This window comes from Actinoplanes teichomyceticus ATCC 31121, from assembly GCF_003711105.1.
GTDB classification, from domain to species: Bacteria; Actinomycetota; Actinomycetes; order Mycobacteriales; family Micromonosporaceae; genus Actinoplanes; species Actinoplanes teichomyceticus.
Genome location: NZ_CP023865.1, coordinates 5,007,260 through 5,024,129, shown reverse-complemented (window position 1 = coordinate 5,024,129; position 16,870 = coordinate 5,007,260). Strand labels below are relative to the sequence as shown.

General features: G+C 73.7%; 12 protein-coding genes. 6 read left to right on the top strand and 6 right to left on the bottom strand.

The window, feature by feature from the left end; all coding sequences use genetic code 11:
- The first annotated feature begins 6 nt into the window (after positions 1 to 6).
- On the top strand, positions 7 to 753 hold the full coding sequence (locus ACTEI_RS22155) for a hypothetical protein (protein WP_145830884.1): 747 nt from the start codon (positions 7 to 9) through the stop codon (positions 751 to 753).
- Positions 754 to 806: 53 nt separating this feature from the next.
- Here ACTEI_RS22155 and ACTEI_RS22150 read toward each other — a convergent pair whose 3' ends face one another.
- From ACTEI_RS22150 to ACTEI_RS37235, 6 genes are all read right to left on the bottom strand, one after another.
- Positions 807 to 1,823 (bottom strand): hypothetical protein, encoded by a 1,017-nt coding sequence (locus ACTEI_RS22150; RefSeq protein WP_122979400.1) that lies wholly within the window; start codon positions 1,821 to 1,823, stop codon positions 807 to 809.
- 130 nt (positions 1,824 to 1,953) lie between these two features.
- Positions 1,954 to 5,829, bottom strand: a complete 3,876-nt coding sequence (gene fxsT / locus ACTEI_RS22145; RefSeq protein ID WP_122979399.1) for an FxSxx-COOH system tetratricopeptide repeat protein — start codon at positions 5,827 to 5,829, stop codon at positions 1,954 to 1,956.
- Entirely contained in the window at positions 5,826 to 7,289 is a 1,464-nt protein-coding gene (locus ACTEI_RS22140; protein ID WP_145830883.1) for a VMAP-C domain-containing protein, read from the bottom strand. The genes fxsT and ACTEI_RS22140 overlap by 4 nt, the downstream gene beginning before the upstream one ends.
- Before the next feature lie 137 nt (positions 7,290 to 7,426).
- A complete protein-coding gene (locus ACTEI_RS22135) occupies positions 7,427 to 9,253 on the bottom strand; it encodes an HEXXH motif domain-containing protein (protein ID WP_122979397.1) in 1,827 nt (608 codons plus the stop codon).
- Between the two features lie 148 nt (positions 9,254 to 9,401).
- A complete protein-coding gene (locus ACTEI_RS37240) occupies positions 9,402 to 9,578 on the bottom strand; it encodes a hypothetical protein (RefSeq protein ID WP_164466043.1) in 177 nt (58 codons plus the stop codon).
- A 219-nt stretch (positions 9,579 to 9,797) separates the two neighbouring features.
- Positions 9,798 to 10,652, bottom strand: a complete 855-nt coding sequence (locus ACTEI_RS37235; protein WP_164466042.1) for a toll/interleukin-1 receptor domain-containing protein — start codon at positions 10,650 to 10,652, stop codon at positions 9,798 to 9,800.
- Between the two features lie 120 nt (positions 10,653 to 10,772).
- Between ACTEI_RS37235 and ACTEI_RS22125 the strand changes: the two genes are divergently transcribed.
- The 5 genes from ACTEI_RS22125 to ACTEI_RS22105 all read left to right on the top strand — a co-directional run bounded on the left by ACTEI_RS22125 (position 10,773) and on the right by ACTEI_RS22105 (position 16,857).
- Positions 10,773 to 12,647, top strand: a complete 1,875-nt coding sequence (locus tag ACTEI_RS22125; RefSeq protein ID WP_122979396.1) for a GGDEF domain-containing protein — start codon at positions 10,773 to 10,775, stop codon at positions 12,645 to 12,647.
- A gap of 264 nt (positions 12,648 to 12,911) precedes the next feature.
- Positions 12,912 to 13,418 (top strand): hypothetical protein, encoded by a 507-nt coding sequence (locus ACTEI_RS22120; protein WP_122979395.1) that lies wholly within the window; start codon positions 12,912 to 12,914, stop codon positions 13,416 to 13,418.
- A complete protein-coding gene (locus ACTEI_RS22115) occupies positions 13,406 to 14,290 on the top strand; it encodes an SCO6745 family protein (RefSeq protein ID WP_122979394.1) in 885 nt (294 codons plus the stop codon). Before ACTEI_RS22120 ends, ACTEI_RS22115 begins: the two co-directional genes overlap by 13 nt.
- A 48-nt stretch (positions 14,291 to 14,338) precedes the next feature.
- A complete protein-coding gene (locus ACTEI_RS22110) occupies positions 14,339 to 15,112 on the top strand; it encodes a hypothetical protein (protein WP_122979393.1) in 774 nt (257 codons plus the stop codon).
- 500 nt (positions 15,113 to 15,612) lie between these two features.
- A complete protein-coding gene (locus ACTEI_RS22105) occupies positions 15,613 to 16,857 on the top strand; it encodes an inorganic phosphate transporter (RefSeq protein WP_122979392.1) in 1,245 nt (414 codons plus the stop codon).
- Positions 16,858 to 16,870 lie beyond the last annotated feature (13 nt).

Sequence of the window (16,870 nt, the reverse complement as noted above, 5' to 3'; positions counted from 1 at the left end):
CCCCAGATGCGTATGCGCCGTATCGCCGTTGCCGTCGCCATGACCGCGGCCGTCACGGTTCCCGTCGCCACCACCGGTGTGATGGCGTACGCCGCCAAGCCGAGCTCCAGCCCCGCCGCCAAGAAGCCGGCCGCCAAGCCGACCACCCCGGCCACCGCGCCGACCACCCCGGCCGCCACGCCGACCACCCCGGCCGCCAAGAAGCCGGCCGTCACGCCGACCACCCCGGCGACGACCAAGAAGCCCACGCCCGCGCCGGTCAAGAAGGTCAAGGTGGCCTTCGCCGCCTCGGGCCGGGTCACCGCGGTCGGCGCGACCTCGGTCACCGTCGCGGTCAAGGGCGGCACCAAGGACGTGAAGGGCCGTACCGTCACGATCGGTGTCCCGGCCAGCGTGCGGGTCCTGCTCAACGGCAAGCGGGTCGCGGTGACCGCGCTCGCCGCCGGCCACCAGGTGTCCATCACCGGCACCCGGGTCGACGCCGTCTACACCGCGGCGAAGGTGCAGGCCACCGGCAAGGTGGTCAAGCCCACGCCGGTCCCGTCCACCTCGACCTCCCCGGCGCCGGTCCCGTCGTCCCCGACCTCGCCGGCCCCGACCTCGCCGGCCCCGGCCCCGTCGGCCCCGGCCCCGTCCGAGTCGGCGCCGGAGGCGTCGCCCTCGCCCAGCGTGAGCGAGACCCCGGCGCCGGAGCAGACCTCCGCGCCGGAGGAGATCCCCGTGCCGGAGGAGACGTCGGTCCCCGAGGCCTGATCCGAAGGTGCCCGGAAGCCGGGCCGGCCAGCGGCCGGCCCGGCTTCCGGCCGTCAGTCCACGGTCGGCGGCAGGGTCTCCGCGGCCTTGCGCAGGGCCGCCGCCGCGACGGCGTAGCCGTTGGCGGTGTACGTCCGCGACAGCGTCCCGGGCACGGTGAAGTAGGCCGCGGCCAGCTTCGCCGGGTCGGTCGCGATCTCCCCGCGGACCGGCACGTCGTTGCCGTCGTCCCAGCCCCACGGCGCGTTCGCGGAGTTGGTGCCGCAGCCGTACGTGCCGCTGCCGCAGCCGCCGCTGGTGTCCCCGGCGAACGTGCCCAGCGCCGCGAACAGGTCACCGTTGTTGCGCTGCGCCCACATCCCGCCGGCCGCGAAGATGTCGACGAGCCGGTAGCGTACGTCCCGGTCGTCGGTGCTCGACGGCGCCTCGGCCACCGTCGACGGGTAGTAGACGAGGCCGTCGCCGTCGATGGCGTACTGCGGGTACGCCTTGAGCCCGTGCCCCTTCGCCTCCTGCGCGGTCACCGGGTGCTGGTACCCGTCGTGCGGCGAGGACTGCATCCGCAGCGTCCCGTCGATCGTCTCGCCCCCGCTGGTCCAGGTGCTGCCGGCCGGGGTGTACGAGTAGAAGTCGGTGTGCGCGACGGTGACCGCGGCGCGCAGCTGCCCGTACGCCGAACCGTCCTTCTCGACGATCTCCAGCACGCCCTCGCCGTCGTTCTCGTGCTCGGTCTCGAAGAGCGGGTGGTCCACCCAGTCACGCGGGTGGAAGAAGAAGTACGTCAGGTACCAGTGCGTCGCGGTCTCCACCACCGAGTAGTAGACGTGCGCGGTGGTGTCCTGCCCGGCGTGGTCCCAGTTGTCCCGCCCGGACAGGTTGCCGTCGAAGTCGTAGCGGGCGAGGTAGTCGGCCTTGCCGGCCAGGGCGTGCGTGCCGGTCGCGTCCACGTCCTGGTAGTGGATCGGCGCCCAGCGCAGCGCCAGGTCGGCGTGGCCGGTGGCGGCCCGTGCCGGTGTCGCCAGCGTCGTGGCCAGCAGGATTCCGGCGATCACCGCACCGCGTCGTCGCATCAACAGCTCCCTTTGTTTACTGATTCAACTACGTGAATCAAAGGGGAGCCCGGTGACGGGCGGGCGACGTTCACCCCACCAGTGGCGGCGCGGAGTCTGAACGCACGGATCGCCACCGGCGATCCGATGCTCACAGCGGCATGACGTCCATGTCGCAGTTGGCCCGCTCCCAGCGGGCCGCGTCCCGGGTCGCCGGGTGCTTGCCGCCGAGCACCTCGTGGTAGCGGTTCAACGTGTCGCTGTGCAACTCGTAGGCCGCCTCGGTGCGGCCCAGCGCCCGCAGGTCGATGGCCACGTTCAGGGCCGCGGCCAGGGTCGACGGGTGATCGTCGCCCATCACCGCGCGGTACCGCTCCAGGTTCGGCCGGTCCAGCTCGTAGGCGTCCGGCACCCGGTCGTCGGCGAACAGGTCGCTGGCCATGTTGGTGGCGCAGCTGAGGGTCAGCACGTGTTCCTCGCCGAGCGCCTCGCGCAGCCGGTCCAGGGTCGCGGAGTTCAGCCGCAGCGCCTTGTCCAGCTCGCCCTTGAGCCGGTGGATGATCGCCAGGTTGCCGCCCGAGGCCAGCGTGTGCGGGTGCAGCTTGCCCAGCTTGGCGCGGAACCGGTGGAAGTTGTCGGTGGCCACCTCGGCGGCCTCGTCCATCCGATCGGCCTGGCGCAGGTCCAGCGACAGGTTCAGGGCGGCCTGCATGGTGGTCGGGTTGTCCGGGCCCAGGTCCGGGTCCGACTCGTACAGCCCGAACACGTACGCCGAGGTCTCCAGCGCCTTGGCGTGGTCACCGGCCTTGCGGCGGGTCACCGACAGGCTGCGCAGGGTCTCCACGGTCTGCGGGTCCCGCTCGCCCAGGCTCTCGGCGAACGTGCCGGCCAGCCGCTCGAACTCCTCCCGGGAGGTGAGGTAGTCGCCGAGCTGCCGGCGGTCGATCAGCACACCCCGCATCGCGCGCAGCGTCTCCTCGTGGTTCTGCCCGAAGACCTGCACCTTGCGGTCGTAGGTGTCCTGGTCGACCCGGCGCGCGGCCTCGAACCGCCCGGCCAGGCGCAGGCTGACCGCCAGGTTGTGCGCGGCGTTCAGGGTCAGCGGGTCGTCCACGTCGAACAGGCGCACGCACCGGTCGTACACGTCCTGGGAGAGCTCCAGCGAGTCCTTGAACCGGCCCTTCACCCGCAGATCGGAGGCGACCGCCTGATCGGCCTCCAGGGTCTCCTCGTGTTCCGGGCCGAACCGGCGCTGGTAGATCTCGCGCAGGTGGGCGTTGAGCTCGGCGGCCTCGGCGTAGCGGCCGACGGTGAACAGGGTGTAGCCGTACCAGCGGCCGATCTGCAGGGTCTGCACGTCCTCCTCGCCGATCCGCTCGCCCCACGCCCGGTACGCGGTCTCCGCGATCTCCAGCGCCTCCGCGGCGTTGCCGAAGTGGGAGTGGTACTTCGCCTCGTTGATCACCAGGTCGCGGACCCAGGGCTGCTCCGCGTCGGTGATCGCCTTGGAGGCCGACAGGTGCGGGTACAGCTCGCCGTACTGCGGCCACGACTCGCGTACCGTGGGCTGCCGGGGGTCGTTGCTGGCCAGCACCTGGTGCGCGCCGCGGCGCATCTGCGCGCGCTCCTCCGGGGTCATCCGCTCGATCAGGACGGCCTGCACCAGCCGGTGCATCTGGATGGTGTTCTTCGCGTGGTCGATCCGGGCCAGCGCGTACCGGTTGATCTCCCGGATCGCCCGGTTCAGCTGGATCGGGTCGCGCAACGTGGTGTCCAGCTCCGGGCTGATCTGCACGCGCAGGTCGCCGGAGAACAGCGACCGCGAGATCGGCTCCGGCGCCATCAGCGCGCACAGCTGCAACAGCCGCAGCGCCGCCGGGCGGGTGCGGGCCAGATGGTCCAGCGAGACGTTCCAGGCGGCGGCGACCGGAAGCTGGTAGTCCGGTGGCGGGGACATCTCCAGCAGCGCGATCTGCTTGTCCTGGAACAGCCGCAGGTACTCCTTCGCCTGCATGCCGGTCTCGGCCAGCCAGGCGCCGGCCTGCTCGATGGCCAGCGGCAGATCGCCGAGGACGGCGGCGAGGTTGTCGGCCTGCTCGCGGCTGAGCGTGGGCGCCCGGCGGGTCAGCAGGGTGATGCTCTCCTCGCGGCGGAAGACGTCGACCTCGACGGCCCGGGCCACCGCGCTCCACAACGGATTGCGCGAGGTGACCAGGATCCGGCCGGGGCCGTCCATCGGGAAGTACTGCCGTACCGTCTCCGGGCTGTCCGCGTTGTCGAAGACCAGCAGCCAGTTCTGGTACGGCACGCCGATCCGCAGCGCCTCGCGCACCGCCGGGATGGCCGCCGCCTCCGCCTTGACCGGCAGGCCGAGCTTCTGCGCCAGGTCCACCATGGACGACGCGATCTGCGCCGGGCGCTCCGCCGGGATCCACCACACCACGTCGTAGTCGACGGAATTGCGGTAGACGTACTCGATGACCACCTGGGTCTTGCCGACCCCGCCCATGCCGTGCAGCGCCTCCGGCAGCACCGCGGTGGCCTCGCCGTCGCCCAGGTGCTTCAACTGGTCGAGCACCTCGGCGCGGCCGGTGAAGTTCGGGTTGCGCGGGGGCACGTTGCCCCAGATGGTCGGTACCCGGACCGCCGGCCGGGGCGGGGTGGGCCCAGCGGTGCCCAGCCGTGCGGGCTCCGGTTCCTGGGTCTGCGTCATGTCGTCCTCCACCGCGTCGGGCGCGGCCGCCGAGCCGGAGCCCGGTGATTCCGCGCGCGCCAATCGATCCACCTGTGCCTGGATGAGCGCGGCCGGTTGCCGGTACCGGAAGGTGAGCGCGCGCAGCACGGTGGCGTGGACCTCGGCGATCAGGCGCTCGCCCGCGGCGACCGGGACATCGCCGGCCCGGTCCGGGTCGTCGAGCGTGGCGGCCATCCGGCGGATCGCCGGGACGTGGTCGCCGAGGTAGGAGTCGAGGATGCGGGCCACCCACAGGGTGTCCGCCCGCGGCGAGGCGGTGAGCAGCTCGGCCCGTGCGCCGGGGATGAAATCGTGCGTGACCAGCCCGCTGCTGTCCGCGGCCGGGTCCGGCGCCACCGGCTGGATCAGCCCGGCGACCAGGATCTCGGCCAGGTGCGCGGGCTCGGACCGGGGCAGCAGGGTGGCCTGCAGCAGGCGCATCACGTCGAGGTTCAGCGGCGCGGCGGCGGCCAGCCGGGTGGCCAGCTGGGTGGCCGGTGGGGAGGCGGCGGAGCGGAACGCCGTGATCGGGTCGGAGGCCGGACCGGGCGGGGCGGCCGGCGGGGCCGCCGCCGGGGTCGCCGGCAGCAGCAGGCACGCCAGGTGGGCGTCGGCCGTGCCCGGTCCGGTGAGCAGCCGCACCCAGGTCTCCATCCAGGACGAGCCGAGCTCCAGGACCGGCACCGGGACGACCGGGCCCGGCAGCGAGGTGAGGATCGTGTCCGCCGGGTCGCGGATCAGCGTGGCGTTGCGGACCGGACCGTCGTCCGCGCGGTACAGCCGCAGCCGTTCCACCGGCAGGCCCCAGCGGCGCCACATCGACTGCGGCAGCATGTGCACCACGGCCACCGCACCGGCCGCCGCCCACTGCCGCAACCGGTCGAACGGCACGCCGTTGGCCCAGCCCGGCGCCCCGCCGTCGGTGAACACCAGGGTCAGCCGGGACCGGGCGCCGGGAGCGGGATCCGGCCCGGCCAGGCGCACCGCGCCGGCCGGCGGCACCCGCAGCCGGCGGCGTACCACCCGGCGCGCCGGAGGGCCGTCCGCGGCCAGCGCGGCCGCGAACCGGTCGATCGCCTCGTCCCAGACCGCCATCGAGTGGTGCTCGTCGGCCGCCAGCTCCAGCTCCCAAGCCGGGCCCAGCCGGCCGAGCGCCGCGGTGAGCGCGTGGTCGACCGGGACGGCCAGGGCCGGCCACCGGGCCGTACGACCACCCGGCAGGCGCACCGTCCGCTCCTCGAGGCGGGAGGGGCCCGGCAGCGTGCCGGCATCGCCCGAAGGATGGTCGGTCACGGGTTGATGCCTCCCCCCGGGGCCGGCGGCCCGAGCTCGTCGGGCAGGCGTGACGGGTCGTCCCACAGCAGGACGAGATTGCGGCCGGTGTCCGCCAGGTCATCGTCGTCCCTGGACGACGTGATCCTCAACCGCTGTGCACGATCCGGCAGTTCGACTATTCCGCCGTACGCCAGGAGGTCCTGCACCGCCTGGCGGAAGAGCCGGTCCGGGGTGCCCTCGCGGTGCCACAGCAGCACCGGCACCCCGGTGCGGATCGCCACCCGGATCTCCCGGGCCCCGTTGGGCTGCTCCGGCGAGGCGCTGAGCACCAGCGACACCACCCGCTCGTCGAGCACGATGTCCTGCTCCAGCCGGGGCGGGTCACCAACGCTGTACAGGCAGACCGTGGTGCCGGGCGCCTCCCGCAGCACCCGCCACCGGCGCCGCCACACCCGGTGCCGGGTACGTTCCTGGATCCGGTCCAGGCTGCGCACCACCACCGGGTAGTGCCGGTAGAAGGGGACCGGCCCGTCGTCCGGGTCGATCTCCTTGCTCCACCGCTCCACCGGCAGGTTCAGCAGCATCATCGGCAGCACGAACTCGAGCCGCAGCGGGCCGCCGTCGAGCGGCCACTGGCTCTCCACGGTCTCCACGATGCCGCGGACCGCGGCCTCCAGCATGGCGCGGTCGACCACCTGGTCGGCGCCACGGTGCGGCGCCCACCGCTCCGGGTCCCACTGGTACCAGTAGGTGACCGTGAACCGGTTCTGGTGCAGCGGATGCTGGTCGATGAGGATCAGCAGCATCGACTGGGCCGGCCCGGCCTCCGGCAGCGGCTGCGCCCACAGCCGCCGCTGCAGCGCCGCGGTGATCCCCCACTTCTGCCCGAGCTGGTTGACCAGGTGCTTGAGCGGGCGCCCGACCGCGTCCTCGACCGCGTCGGCGACCTGCCAGAGGAACACCATGAACAGCGGGACGCCCTGGTCGTCGGCGTTGAGCCCGGCCAGGTGCACGAAGATGTGCCAGGGGCTGCGGCAGTGCGCGGGCGGGGCCGGCAGCCGGGACCGGACCGCGCGCCGGAACAGCTCGTTGATGTTCGAGACCCGGGCGATGTCGACCTGCTGCAGGATGTCGCGGATGGTGCGCCACTCGTCGTCGGTGAAGTTCTGCACCCCGTCCCACTCGTCGACCAGTTGCAGCAGCCGCAGCGTGGACGGCTCGGCGAGCCGGATCCGCGCCTCGTCGACGAGCAGGGCCAGGCAGTCCGCCCCGGCGCAGGTCCGCACGATCAGCCGCAGGTGTGTCATGTCGTGCTGGATCGGCTCCACCGGCAGGTCACGGTGATACCGGGCGCCGACCGCCCGGATCAGGCCGTCGCGTTCCCCGACGCTGCCGAACGCGTGGCTGCGCACCAGGATCTCGGCGATCTCGTTCTGGATGTCGGATCTGGTCCGGTCCGGTCCGTCCCCGGGTGGCACGCCGTTCACCGGACGCCCCGGCCCGCGGGAAATGGCACCGATGGCTCCTCTCCGCCGGTCCGGGCCAGAGGTGCCGCGGGAACGGTGAGCGACAAGTGACTACCGATAGTACTGATGTCACCGCGCCCAGCAAGGCCTCAGTAAGCGCCCAGCCAATCGATCAGACGGAGCGCCGGGACGTCCTCGCCCGCCCGGGTCAACGCCCGCGCCATCGCCCGGACCAGTTCCGGCCGGCGCCGGGCGGCGTTGTCCGGCACGCCCAGCGCGGCCAGCGCCAGCCCGAGCCCGAGCCAGGGGCGCGGCGCGTCCGGGTCGGTGGCGAGCGCGGCGAGGTAGCCGTCGCGGGCTCGCTCCGGGTTCCCGGTGAGCAGGTCGAGATCGGGGGCGAGCGCGCCCGGGACCGCGGCGCCGACCGACCCGGCAGCGGCGGCGATCCGGGCGAACCGGTCCGGTTCGGCCAGCAGCACGCGGGCCAGCACGGCGCGGCCGTCCAGCCAGCGGACGGCGGTGTCGGTGACCGGGGCCGGATCGTCGAGCCCGTCGGTCCCCGCCGGCTCCGGCCGCGCCGCCCCGGCGCGCCAGGCGGTGTGCAGCCGCTCGACCAGGTGCGGGTCGACCGGTAGGTGGAAGGCCCGCCACTGGCCGTAGTGGTCGTCGGCGGACAGCACGGCCAGCGACTCCGCCCGCGCGCCCACCCGGTCGCCGGCCCAGGCGCCGACCGTGCCGGCGAGACCGGCGACCAGCTCGCGGCCGTGCCCGGTCAGGTCGGGCTCGGCGGCCAGCGCGGCCAGGACCCGGCGCAGCTGGATGCGCCAGAGCGCGAACTCGAACTCGGCGAGCGGGTCGCCGGTGGTGTGCCGGCGGCGCCGCCAGAAACCAGTGATCCCGATGAACGCGTACACCCCCTGCAGCAGGCCGCTCAGCGGGCGCGGGTCGTCGCGCCAGGGGGCGTACCGGCGCGGGCCGGTGGTGCGCCCGACCATCGGGACCAGGTGCAGCAGCGCGCCCAGGGCAACGTGCTGGGTCTCGTGGATCAGGGTGACCGCGAGCTGTTCGGCGTCGTCCGGCATCGAGGCGAGCACGGCCGCGAACGCCTCGTCGCAGGTGGCGCTCAGCGGCCGGTAGGGCTCGGCGGCCGGCAGCGGCACCACCATGGCCGTCGCCGCGGCCACCGCCTCGGCCCGGTCCCGGTCCTGCTCGACCAGGATGCGCCAGGCGTCGCCGAGCAGGGCCCGCCAGCGGTCCACGTCGGCCTCCGGCAGCGGCGTGGGCGCGGACCAGCCGCGCAGGTCCCGGTACGGGTCGCAGTCGTCGAGCCGGAAGGCGATCCGCGCGCCGGCGGTCCGCGCCTCGCACTCCGGCAGCGGGCGCCAGCCGGGGCCGCCGACCCGTACGGTGTGCCCGCCCCCGGTCACCTCCACCACCGGCGCGGCCCGCCGGACGACGGCGGTGCCCGGGTCCGGCCCGGTCCCGGCCAGCGCCGCGTGCCCCAGCCCGGGCAGCACGACGGCGCCGGCGCGCACCGGCACGGTGATCGCGAAGTCGAGGCCGGCCCGGATCGCCGCGGCGGCCGCCAGCAGGTGCAGGTAGCCGATGTCGGTCCACAGCGGAGCCGGGTCGGTGACCACCCCGCGCAGCCGGCGCAGCAGGTGCGCCGCCCAGATGCCGGTCTGCGGGTACGTCAGCACCGTCCCCGCCTCGTCCGGCGCGGCCTGTTCGGCGGCGAACAGCAGGTCCCAGGCCTGCGCCACCGGCGGCAGCGGCCCGGCCCCGGCCGGGTGCCCGGCGAGCGCGTCGCGGACCGAGCACAGCGCGACCAGGCGCCAGCTGCGTTCCGAGGCGGCCAGGTGGCGCATCGCCGCGGCGGTGCCCGTCCCGTGGACGAGGCTCGCGTAGTCCGGCTGCGGCAGCAGATGGGTGGGCAGCGGAGCTTCGGGCGTGCGGGTGCGCTGGTTGGCGGTCAACGACGGTCCTCGGCGGTGCTCGGTTTCCCGGCTACCGGTTCGGCGGCCGGCGGAACGGCCAGCGGCCGCCGACGATTGTCGTCCGCCCGGCGTGCGCGGGCAAGGCGCCGCGCGCGGCCGGCGATGTCCCCCGATCGGGGGATCGTGGTCAGTCGGTGAGGCGCTGCGGGTTGTAGCCGCTGATGCTCTGACTCGGCTGGTCGACCCGGCGCAGCAGCGCTTCGGGGGTCTTCCCGAAGGCCGCGCTGTCGAGCTTGGCCACTTCGGCCAGGGTCAGGCGGCTGAGATCCGGTACTTCGGTCCGGACGTCCGAGTCCTGCGGCATTGTTGTCAGCACACCCTCATAACGGAGTCGAGACAGTGCGTACCGGGGGGCTGCGCACTGAGCATACTGCCCAATTCTTCCCGATTTGCCGGAAGGAGCGGAATCCGGGGGTCGGAAATCGAGCAGAGAGCGCCTCGGTGTGCTAGCCATCCAAACCGGTCGGCGCCGACGTGTCATCGACCGACTGGCCTCGTGTACATCGGCTGGACGGCCCATCGATTATCGGCCGAACGGCTCGTCCCGGTAGACCAGTTCGCCGAGTATCTCCACGTCATCGGGGCGATCCGAGTGCAGCTGCTGGACCACCTCGGCGACTGCCAACATGCCGCCGGGCCGGGCGGCCAGCGCGGTCAGCAGGGCCCGCAGGTAGTCCACCGGCGCCGCCGACGGATCGATGTCCAGCGGTTCCCCCAGCCGCTCCACGATCATCCCGGTGAAGTGCGCCCGGGTCATCGGGCTCTGCGTGATCGGCAGCCGGGCCAGCGCGCCGATCAGCACCTCCAGCGGGGCGGCGGCATAGACCTGCACCGGCGGACCGGCCCCGACCGGCGCCGTGGCGGCCGGCGCGGTGCGCGGACCCAGCCGCGGCACCGGCCCGAGCGCCGGGGCCGGCTCCTCCTGCTGGCCGGTGAGGTGCCGCAGCAGCTGCTCCGCCCCCGGCACGGTGAAGCTGTCCACCCGGTAGACGGTGGAGCTGGTGGGCAGCAGGAACGCCGGCACCTCGGTGGCCGCCCGCCCGGGCAGCAGCACCGGCAGGATGCGCGGGAACCAGCGCTCCCGGTCGGCGTACAGCATCTCCCGGATCAGGGCCGCTTCGTACTCCACGCCGTTGCCGGAGCCGTTGCGGGCGCCGTGCTCGGCCCGGGAGCGGTACGCCGGGGACGCGATGACCAGCACGAAATCCACCCGGGCGAGCTCGTGCTCCATCCACCGGGTCCACTCCCGGCGCTGTGCGGTGTCCATGTCACAGCGCGCGTCGATGCCGTTACGGCGCAGGAAATACCACAGCTCGCGAACCGCCGCCCGGTGCGGATCGTCGTCGTGAGCATAGGAGAGGAAGACCCGTACGCTCATCCGTCGCCCCCTTCGACAACACCATAGAGAGCGGTGACCGGAGTCGACAAAGACCGCACGCCCCGGCGGGACGGCCGGAAACGCTAACAACCGCCCGCCGCGGGCCGATCGCTGCCGGGGATGGAACGCGGAGCGGATGGCGGGGTGCGGATGCGCTGGCAGGACCGGGTGCTGACCCCGCTGGCCGTACTGAGCGCGGCCGTGCTCGGCTGCTACCTGCTCGGCCTGGGCACCGTACGCCAGCAGATGCTGCTCTGCTGGACGCTCGCGCCGATCCTCGACCTGTCGATGTCCTGGCTGTCCCGGCAGGTGTGGCGCAGCCCGGACGGCGATCCGGCGAGCCGGCGGTTCTGGCGGGCGATGGGCGCCGCCGGGCTGATCTTCGCGGTCGGCGACCTCACCCAGCTGGGGTACGTCCTGGCCACCCCGGATCTGGACCGGTTCGTCTTCCATCCGGCGCAGAGCCTGCTCGGCGTGGCCGGTGTGCTGCTGGTCGGCGGCGTCACCGTGTGCCACCCCGGCCGGGCGTGGTCGCGCGGCGCCCGGATCCGGATGGCCCTGGACGCGGCGATCGTGCACACCGCCGCCGGCGTCCTGGGCTGGTCGCTGCTCACCCGGCCCGGTCTGGACCAGGCCGGGGCGACCGGTTACTTCTCCGCGCTGTTCGGCTGCGGCGTGGTGCTCTGCGGCGGTCTGCTGGCCGTCAAGATCGGCTTGAGCGGGTCCAGCCCGATCGTCATGCCGGCCGCCGTCCCGATCATCGCCTCGACGTCCGTGCAGGCGCTCGGCAACGCGCTGCTGCCCACCGACAGCGTCGCCGGGGTGACCCTGCCCGCGCTGCTGGTGCTCGGCCCGTGCCTGCTGATGGTCGCCACGCCACGGATCCAGTTGCTCCAGACACGCGCCGGGCGGGGCGGGCGGGTCCGCCGCGGCGCCGGGGCGGGCCGCCGGTACAGCTCGCTGCCGTACCTGGGCACCGTGGTCTGCGCGGGCACCCTGGTGGTCGTCCTGGCCGTCGAGGGACTCGGGCTCTCCGCCTGGGGCGCGCTGACCGGCCTGCTGATCAACGTGGCGCTCGTGGTGGCCCGGCAGATGCTCGCCCTGGCCGAGAACAACACCCTGCTGGGCCGCCTGGACGAGAGCCTGGCCGAGATCCGCCGCCGCGAGCGCCGGCAGGAGGCGCTGCTGCGGCACGCCTCGGACATCACCGCGATCGTCGGTACCGACGGGGTCCTGCGGTACCTCAACCCGGCCGTCGAGCGCATCGTCGGCGGCCCGCCCGGCGAATACCTGAACCGGCGCCTGCTGGACCTGATCAGCCCGGCGGACGCGCCGTGCGTGGTGGCCGCGACCGCCCCGGTGTTCGCCACCCCGGGCGCCAAGGCGGCCTTCGAGATGCGGGTGCGGCACGCGGACGGCGGCTGGCGCTGGCTCGCCGCGGTCGCGGTGAACCTGGTCGACGAGCCCGGGATCGGCGGTGTCGTGATCAACGCGCGGGACATGACCGAGGAGCGGGAACTGCGGGAGCTGCTGCGCTACCAGGCCGGGCACGACGAGCTGACCGGGCTGGCGAACCGGCGGCAGTTCACCGACCGCGTGGGCGCGTCCGGGACCGCCGAGGTCGCCGTGCTGCTGGTGGACCTCAACGGCTTCAAACAGATCAACGACACGTACGGGCACGCCACCGGCGACACGGTGCTGCGGCACGTGGCCCGGCAGCTGTCGGCGTGCAGCGGGCCCGGCGATCTGGTGGCCCGGCTGGGCGGGGACGAGTTCGCCGTACTCGTGCCGGCCGGCGTCGCGGAGGCGGACCGGATCGCGGACCGCCTGCGCGCCGCGCTGGCCGCGCCCGCCGCGATCGACGGCCGGCAGCTGACCGTCGGCGCCAGCATCGGCGTCGCGGCCGGCCCGGCGGACCGGCCGGACAGCCTGTTGCACCGCGCCGACCTGCGGATGTACGCCGACAAGCAGCGCTGCCGGGAGCTGTCGTCGTGACCGGCCACACGTGGCCGGCCGTCGCCGGTTTCGCCGCCCGGCCCGGACCGCCCGGCATGCCGGCCGGCGGGGCCGATCCGCCGGCCTGAGGCGCCGGCGCGGGGCGTCGCCGGGCGGCGGGGCCGATCCGCCGGCCTGAAGCGCCGGGCCGGGCGTCGCCGGGCGGCGGGGCCGATCCGCCGGCCTGAAGCGCCGGCGCCGGGCGTCGCCGGGCGGCGCGCGGTGCGCGTCGCCGCGCGGCGGGCGCCGGTTAGGGTACGGGCGATGGACACGGCGGACGACGGCACGAGCACGGCGCGCTCCCTCGCCTCGTGGCTGGAGCGGCTCACCTTCGCCGACCTGACCGAGGCCGAGGCCACCGCCCGGATCCTCGCCACGATCGAGGAGTGGGCGGCGTGGCAGCGGTGGCGGGTCTACCGCCGCGCGCCCAGCGTCTTCCCGCTGCCGCCCCCGCTGCGCGGCAGCTCGGTGCTGGACGTGGCCTGCGCCCGGCCCGGCGGCGCGGCCCCGATCGCCATCGAGGTGGACCGGCGGGACCGGCAGCGCACGGTCGACAAGCTGCTCGCCGAGGCCGCCGCCGGCCGGGTGGCGATCTGGGTGCGCTGGGGCACAGGCCCGTTCCCGCCCCCGCCGCTGCCGGTGCACCTGGTGGTCCGGGAGGCCTCGCGCCGGGCCGGGCGCTGGCATACCGTGTCCGAGCGGCCTGCCCCCGAGCACACCGGCGCCGCGCCCGTCGTCGCCGAGGCCGAGGAGCTGCCGTGGGAACCGTGACCGAGAGCCCGTCCCGGCTGGCCTGGCGGGTGACCGAGCCGCTGCACGCCCTGGTCTACCTGGTGCCCGAGGCGGCCCGGACGTACGCGTCGGCGGGTCTGGACCCGATGGCCGGCTACCTCGCCGCCCGGTCCGCCGCGTTCGGACCGGTCGGCCCGGGCCCGGTCGCCGCCACGTTCTACAACTTCAACCCGGCCGTGGTTGCCCGGGCGCTGCCGGCCGTGTGGGAGACGGTGAGCCCGGAACGGATGATCGCCGCCCGGCTGGAGATCGCCGACGCGGCCCTGACCCGCGGGCTGGGCGCCGAGGTGCTGGCCGGGCCCGAGGTGGCCGAGGCGGCCGAGCTGGCCCGGGCCGCCGCACAGCACGCGGCCGGCTCGCCGCACGGCCGGCCGCTGTTCGCCGCACACGCCGAGCTGCCCTGGCCCCGCCCGGCGCACCTGGTGCTCTTCCACGCCCAGATGCTGCTGCGCGAGTTCCGCGGCGACGGGCACATCGCGGCGCTGCTCGCCGCCGGCCTCAGCGGGCTGGAGTCGATCGTCCTGCACGCGGCCAGCGGCCAGATCGACCGCCGGTTCCTGCAGGCCACCCGGGGCTGGGCACGGGACGACTGGGCGGCCACCGCCGGCCGGTTGCGCGAGCGCGGGCTGATGACCGGCGACGAGCTGTCCGACGAGGGTCGGGCGCTGCGGGCCGAGCTGGAGGCGACCACCGACCGGTTGGCCGAGCCGGCATACCGCGAGCTGGGGGAGGCCGGCTGCGTGCGGCTCGCCGCGCTCACCCGTCCGCTGAGCCGCATCGTCGTCAAGGCCGGCCTGCTGAACCCGGCCGGGCTGATCCCCACCGGCCGCGAGCGTGCACAGGCGGGCTGATACCCGAATCACTTGTCGCACCGTAGCGGTTAGGTCACTCTTGGTTGCGTGATTCGACAGCAGCGGCACCCGGCATCGTGGTGGAACCAGTTCTTGCAGGTCTCCGAGAAGTTCGACCTGGCCTTCCTCACCGAGAGTCTGGGCGACGAGATCACGCCGAAGATCTCGTCGCCGCTGCTGCGCCGGGAGGCGGAGATCGCGCTGGAGATCCGGGTCCGGTATCTCAACAAGCCGGCCAGCGAGGAGCTCGCCGCGCGGTCGGCCAAGGGCGTGCAGCGGCTGGTCGCCACGGTGGACCGGCTGGCCGAGCGCTCCGGCGAGGGTTTCCAGCTGCACGAGGCGCACACCCTGATCCACCTGCTGGAGGGCAAGGCCGGCGAGGCCGCGCACGGGGCCGAGGAGTTCCTGAAGACGCAGGTGATCCTGCGGACCTTCGTCGGGGCGCTGCGACTGGAGCGGTTCGACAACGACCTCGCGGTGAAGCTGCTGGCCGCCGGTCAGGAACCGGCCGTGGCGCTGCACTCGGGACAGGTGATCGGCAAGTACGCGTGGTGGCCGGGGTGGCTGCTGAAGGTGGTCACCGAGCGGGCGCTGGCCGGCACGCTGGACGAGGAGACGGTGCAGGCGCTGGACCGGTGCGCGTACGCGGAGTTGAGCCCGGCCCAGGCGCGCATCGCCCGTCGCCTGCTCGACGGTGAGGAGGCGCTGATCGACGCGTCGGCGGTCCGCCTGGAGGGCCTCGGCGAGGTGGACGCGGCGGAGAAGCTGCGCAAGGGCGACCTGACCACGGTCGCGCTGGCCGCCCGGCTCATCCCGATCTGACCGGCGAGCGCCCGCCCCGCCGTCCCGATCCGCCGGTTGCCCTCGGCCTACCGATGGCGACCGGTCTCCGGGTTGTGCCCAACCTCCGGGTTACGGTCACTTTTCCGGTTGTCACCGGTCTGCCGTTTGCGGCCGGTCTCCCGGTCGTCATCGGTCGCCGGTTGCGCACCGCCGCCGCGGCCGTGCCCTGTGCCCTCCACCGGGGGCCGCGATGACCCACGCCATACCCGCATAATAGGGGATGAACCGGTCGGTATCACCGCCACGCCCATGCATGGACATCGATTTACCGGCCCGCAACAGTGCCCGATAAGTCCGGATAGAGCGGGGTCCATTGGACGGCGAATGTTCACCGATCCTTTGTTGACAGACACGCAGAGTAATTTGATCAACACGAAGAGCGAGAATTAGGCAAACGGCAGGTTAACGAGGGCCGAATCTTGTACATGTTGCGTTTGGCCTCTGGCAGGAGACCCACTTGACCGGTCACGATCACCCGCGTGACTGACACATCCGTGATCCTCGCGCTGGTGGTCGTGACGGCACTCGCCTTCGACTTCACCAACGGGTTCCACGACACGGCGAACGCGATGGCCACCTCCATCGCCACCAAGGCGCTGCGGCCCAAAACCGCCGTGGCCCTGTCCGGTGTGCTGAACCTGATCGGCGCCTTCCTCTCCGTCGAGGTCGCCCTCACCGTCACCAACGCGGTGGTGAAGATCCAGGACAAGACCGGGGCGCCCAAGACCGAGCTCCTCGCTGACGGCGGATCCGGTCTGCTTCTGATCATCCTGGCCGGTCTGGTCGGCGGCATCGTCTGGAACCTGCTCACCTGGCTGGTCGGGCTGCCCTCGAGCTCCTCGCACGCGCTCTTCGGCGGCCTCGTCGGGGCCACCGTGGCCGGGCTCGGCTGGGCCGGTGTGAACTGGAACGGCGACGGCTCGAAGCTCGACGGGGTCGTCGGCAAGGTGTTGCTGCCCGCCGTGCTCTCCCCGGTGATCGCGGCCGTGGTCGCCGCCGCCGGCACCTGGCTGATCTTCAAGGTCACCAACGGGATCGCGGCCCGGTTCACCGACCAGGGCTTCAAATGGGGCCAGATCGGCTCGGCCTCGCTCGTCTCGCTGGCGCACGGCACCAACGACGCGCAGAAGACCATGGGTGTCATCACGCTCGCCCTGATCGCCAGCGGCGACTGGAGCGACACCAAGAACATCCCGCTCTGGGTGAAGGTGGCCTGCGCCGTGGCCATCGCCCTCGGCACCTACCTGGGCGGCTGGCGGATCATCCGCACCCTCGGCAAGGGCCTCACCGACATCAACCCGCCGCAGGGCACCGCCGCGCAGTCCGGCGCCGCCGCCGTCATCCTGGCCTCCAGCCAGCTCGGCTTCGCGCTCTCCACCACGCACGTCGCCACCGGCTCGGTGCTCGGCTCCGGCCTCGGCCGGCCGGGCGCCCGGGTCCGCTGGTCGGTCGCCGGGCGGATGGTCGCGGCCTGGTTGATCACCCTGCCCGCGGCCGGCCTGATCGGCGCCGCGATGTGGTGGGTCGGGCACACCATCGGTGGCCTGGCCGGCGCGGTCGTGGTGTTCCTGCTGCTGGTCGCCGCGTCGGTGGCGATGTGGCTGCGCTCGCGCAGCGAGCAGGTCGACCACGAGAACGTCAACGACGACTGGGAGCCCGCGCCCACCCCGGCGCCGGTCGACCCGGCCGTCCAGGAAGCCGTCCGCGTGGTCGCGGCGAACTGAGCGGAGACGACGA